This is a genomic window from Maribacter sp., from assembly GCF_039968975.1.
GTDB lineage: Bacteria > Bacteroidota > Bacteroidia > Flavobacteriales > Flavobacteriaceae > Maribacter.
Genome location: NZ_JBDVOT010000215.1, coordinates 1 through 3,955 on the forward strand (window position 1 = coordinate 1; position 3,955 = coordinate 3,955).

Sequence of the window (3,955 nt, forward strand, 5' to 3'; positions counted from 1 at the left end):
TTTCAATTTCCCTCATATTTACCCTTCCAGATAAATAAAGATATTTGTTTAACACATCTCCATGTCTATTTTCTTCTGCCGTCCAAGCACGAACCCATTTAGCCCAACCATTTGTTTTATAGTCACCATGTTGATCAATACCAACAACATCCATTAACCAAGATTCATACGTTGGCAATGCTTCTTCGGTAATGGTATCTGCTACCATAGTAACCCAAAAATCGTAACCCAAGTCTTTAGACTCTTCACGAATATCTTTTACTTCCTGTAAAAATGTATCTTTTTCAGAATCTGGTAAAAAATCTGTTGGTTGCCATATATCCTCTGGTTTTATAAGGAAAGACTCCATGAAACTTTCTACTTTAGGCTCTAAAGCCTGCATCACTTCTAATCTTATATTTTTAGTAGACATAGTTTAGTTTTTTCAATGATTGCCAAAATAACAATCTATTTTTTAGTAAAGTTAACGGTTTTCTTAGTTTCTGCCCGTTTCATCAGGATAAAAGGTATATACTGGATCACTCTGCCAATATTCTTTTGTATCTGCATTAAAGACAGTTAAAGGTCCTTTAAAGGCTGCACCTGTATCTATGTTCCAAACATTTGCCGCATTTTGCGGCGTTGTTTTGCCTATTCGGGTAACAGGAGTATGCCCTATGTAAATTTCAGAATAATTTTTCAATCGCTTTGGGTAATGCATATGGTCTTTATCCAAATCTTGGTTTAAAGAAAGTGCAAGTTCCCATAACGTGCGATCCCAATAAAAGGTCTTTTTAAAATATTCATGCTCTATACCTTTTAAATTGGTAAAACCTGCATGTAAAAACAATCTGTTTTCTGAGTCTAAATAATAGTTCTCCAAGCTTTCATAAAACTTCATGTGCCTATCTTTTGTCTCCTGAGAAGCTCTGCCATAAGAATTTGAAGTTGCCTCGCCACCATGCATAAACCATGTTGGGTTGTCTGCCTTACCGGTTAACCAATCATAACAAAGTTCATCATGATTACCCCTTAGATATATACAATTGAACTTTTCCTTTAGTTGTATTAGATAGTTTATAGTTTCAACAGCTTCGCTCCATCCATCAATATAATCTCCTAAAAAAATTATAGTATCCTCTTCAGTTATAGCTGCTTTTTCAAGTACTTGCTTTAGAGCTTGTAACCCTGAATGAATATCACCTACAACCAATGTTCTTTTTGTACTCATTTAACAAAAATCGCAATTATGGTTATCATGGCAAGGATAAAAATCACTAAAAAGAATATTTTCCAGAACGAGTATGGTCTATTTCCACTCAATACGCCAGACTGCCCATTTATATAAAAATTGAATTCTTTACCATCATACCTATATGAACTTAGATATATGGGTAGTAAAATATGCTTAAACTTCTCATTTGATAATTTAATATCTGCGTTTGCCACCCTTTGGGTGTCACCACCTATATCTCTTTTAATCCAATTATAGGCAATATTCTTAGCCTCTTGAAAAGATTTATGGTGCCCTTCTTTTAAAGAGACTGTATATTTTTCAGTTACAAAACCAGATAAATATTTAGAGTTAAAAGCTACCAAGTCTTTTAAATTCCAAAAGGCAACTTTAGACGGTATTTCTTTTCGTTTCTTTTTTGATGCACTTATTAAAATATCATCCACAAAACCATCTACTCTGCCAGAGGCATATGTCCATTTGGTTTTTCTAACACGTCTAGTTCTTCTTGCCTTATTACTGTTATAGGTCTGTGTTTCATAGTAATAATCTCCTCGCTGCCCTTGGTATGATGCAAAAAGGTTAGCATCAAAAGTCCAATATGGCACATACAACCCATGTAATCCTTCTGGATCAAGAGCAGCTTTTTTCAAATTATCAGGAGCAAACCAAATTTTATCTACCCAAGCTTTAAATATTGCTTGTGCCTTAGTAGCATCCAACTGAAACGGAACCAAGGCTCCAGGCAATATCCAACCTTCTTTCTCAACATCTTCTCGTATTAAGGGTTCGCTACAATACACACAGTTAAGCGATTTGTAGTTTTCCTCTACATGCTGGTTGGCGCCGCAATTTTTACAATGCAATAGCTCTATAGTTTCGGTATAGGCATTTTCACCAACAATTTTTAAGTAGTGCTCCAGTTCTAACTCTTCAAAACTAGTTTTAGATGCCTCAATAAACTCCTCATACCCGCAGTACTCACATGTCAATTGATGTGAACCTGGCTTAAACTTTAGCTCAGCACCACAATTGGCACATGCTTTTTTATATTCCGATTGTTGAATATCATCCATAGAAAGTATCCCTTACCTTAAAAAGGTATTGCTTAAGATTATGCTGTTGGTAATGGTGGTGGTGTATTACCGCCCAAGAAAGATTTTAACTCCTCTATCTCTTTTAATGCGGTCCAATTAGGCATACCTTGTTTCCATATCAACGAATCTCTATTAATTGTTCTACTAGCAAATAATTCTTTTAGCTTATCATAAGTAACAGGACCTAATTGTTGGCCGTTTACTGCATAGAAATAGGTTATTTGTGCAGGTATTGGCGGTGGCGCCTGTGTTTGCTGCGTTGCCTGACCACCTAAGGGCTGTGCCGATGGTTGCCCCATTAAGCCACCCATTTGTTGTGCCAATACAAAACCCATACCCATGCCCATACCGGCACCGGCTGTTCCACCTTCATTTTTTGCAGCCAACTCCATTGCCTTGGCTGCTTTGAACTGAGCTAATTTGCCCATGTCCAACTTATCTAATCGGCTGTATTCAAATATTTCCTTTTTAAGCTCTTCTGGCATTGAAACATTTTCAATGTAGAATTTCTCTAGCTCTATACCTATCCTATTAAATTCTGGCTGCATTACTACTTGGCAAGTCTCAGATAGTTCACTTGTGTTAGCTGCATACAACTCAATAGGTAAATTAGCCTCGCCCACCGTATCTGTAAAACGGGTTACAATTAAGCTTTTTAAATGCTCATTTACCTCGTAGCTTGTAAAATTACCATCGGTTCCTACAACATCTACAACAAACTTACCTGGATCATTAACCCTAAAACTATACGTACCAAAAGCACGAATTTCTACCAAACCAAATCTGTCATCACTTAACATGAACGGATTTTTAGTACCCCATTTTTCATCGGTAAACAAACGTGTATTTACAAAATACACCTCAGCTTTAAACGGACTATCAAATCCATATTTCCAACCTTTCAAAGTCGTTAAAATGGGTAGGTTCTGAGTATTTAAAGTATATGTGCCCGGCTTAAAAACATCTGCCAACTGACCCTCGTTGATAAAAACTGCGATCTGCCCTTCTCTTACAATTAACTGGGCATTGTTCTTTATTTCGTTTTGATAACGTTCAAAACGATATACTATAGTATCGTCAGTATTATCTAACCATTCAATAATATCAATAAACTCGTGGCTTAACTTTTTCTTAATCTCATCAAATATGCTCATGGTCAGTATATGTTTTAAAATGTGTAATTCAAGATATGCAATTCAGTAATAGACCCAAAATACCTAGGGTATTAAATCATAAAAATAATATGTGAACCTTTATAATTTAATATTTACTTAAGATTATTTAGGAAGTAGGTGTATTTTCTAATTAACTTAGACTTCCTAATTTTCTTTTTAGATCTATGAAAAAGGTATTCTGTATTGGAGAGTTGCTAATTGATTTTGTTGCTGAAAATCAAGGTAAAGATTTATCGAAAGCAAAAGAATTTTCTAAAAAAGCAGGTGGTGCACCAGCCAATGTAGCCTGCGCAATTAGCAAACTAGGTGGTGACAGCCTTTTCGTTGGTGCCGTGGGCGATGACCCCTTTGGCACTTTTTTACTTCGTATTCTTGAAAATGAAAAAGTTGATATTTCTTTTGCCCAAAAATGTGATACGTTTACAACTTTAGCTTTTGTTTCTATTGATAAAGATGGTGAACGAGACTTT

The 3,955-nt window shown here is 35.6% G+C and carries 5 protein-coding genes; 1 reads left to right on the plus strand and 4 read right to left on the minus strand.

Translation table 11 applies throughout. The annotated features are described in order from the left end of the window. The 4 genes from ABJI11_RS14300 to ABJI11_RS14315 all read right to left on the minus strand — a co-directional run. Positions 1-412, minus strand: a 412-nt coding sequence (locus tag ABJI11_RS14300; protein WP_348353615.1) for an acyl-ACP desaturase, incomplete at its 3' end; no start/stop codon positions are given. Between the two features lie 63 nt (positions 413-475). After that, positions 476-1,210 (minus strand): metallophosphoesterase family protein, encoded by a 735-nt coding sequence (locus tag ABJI11_RS14305; RefSeq protein ID WP_348353618.1) that lies wholly within the window; start codon positions 1,208-1,210, stop codon positions 476-478. Further along, positions 1,207-2,289, minus strand: a complete 1,083-nt coding sequence (locus ABJI11_RS14310) for a DNA helicase PriA (RefSeq protein ID WP_348353621.1) — start codon at positions 2,287-2,289, stop codon at positions 1,207-1,209. Before ABJI11_RS14310 ends, ABJI11_RS14305 begins: the two co-directional genes overlap by 4 nt. 38 nt (positions 2,290-2,327) lie before the next feature. Further along, a complete protein-coding gene (locus ABJI11_RS14315) occupies positions 2,328-3,464 on the minus strand; it encodes an SPFH domain-containing protein (protein WP_348353624.1) in 1,137 nt (378 codons plus the stop codon). Between the two features lie 185 nt (positions 3,465-3,649). Here ABJI11_RS14315 and ABJI11_RS14320 point away from each other — a divergent pair. After that, on the plus strand, positions 3,650-3,955 hold a 306-nt coding region (locus tag ABJI11_RS14320; RefSeq protein ID WP_348353627.1), incomplete at its 3' end, for a PfkB family carbohydrate kinase.

Coding starts and splice junctions, on each gene's coding strand:
- ABJI11_RS14305 (WP_348353618.1), bottom strand. CDS start 1,210: ATGAGTACAAAAAGAACATTGGTTGTAGGTGATATTCATTCAGGGTTA.
- ABJI11_RS14310 (WP_348353621.1), bottom strand. CDS start 2,289: ATGGATGATATTCAACAATCGGAATATAAAAAAGCATGTGCCAATTGT.
- ABJI11_RS14315 (WP_348353624.1), bottom strand. CDS start 3,464: ATGAGCATATTTGATGAGATTAAGAAAAAGTTAAGCCACGAGTTTATT.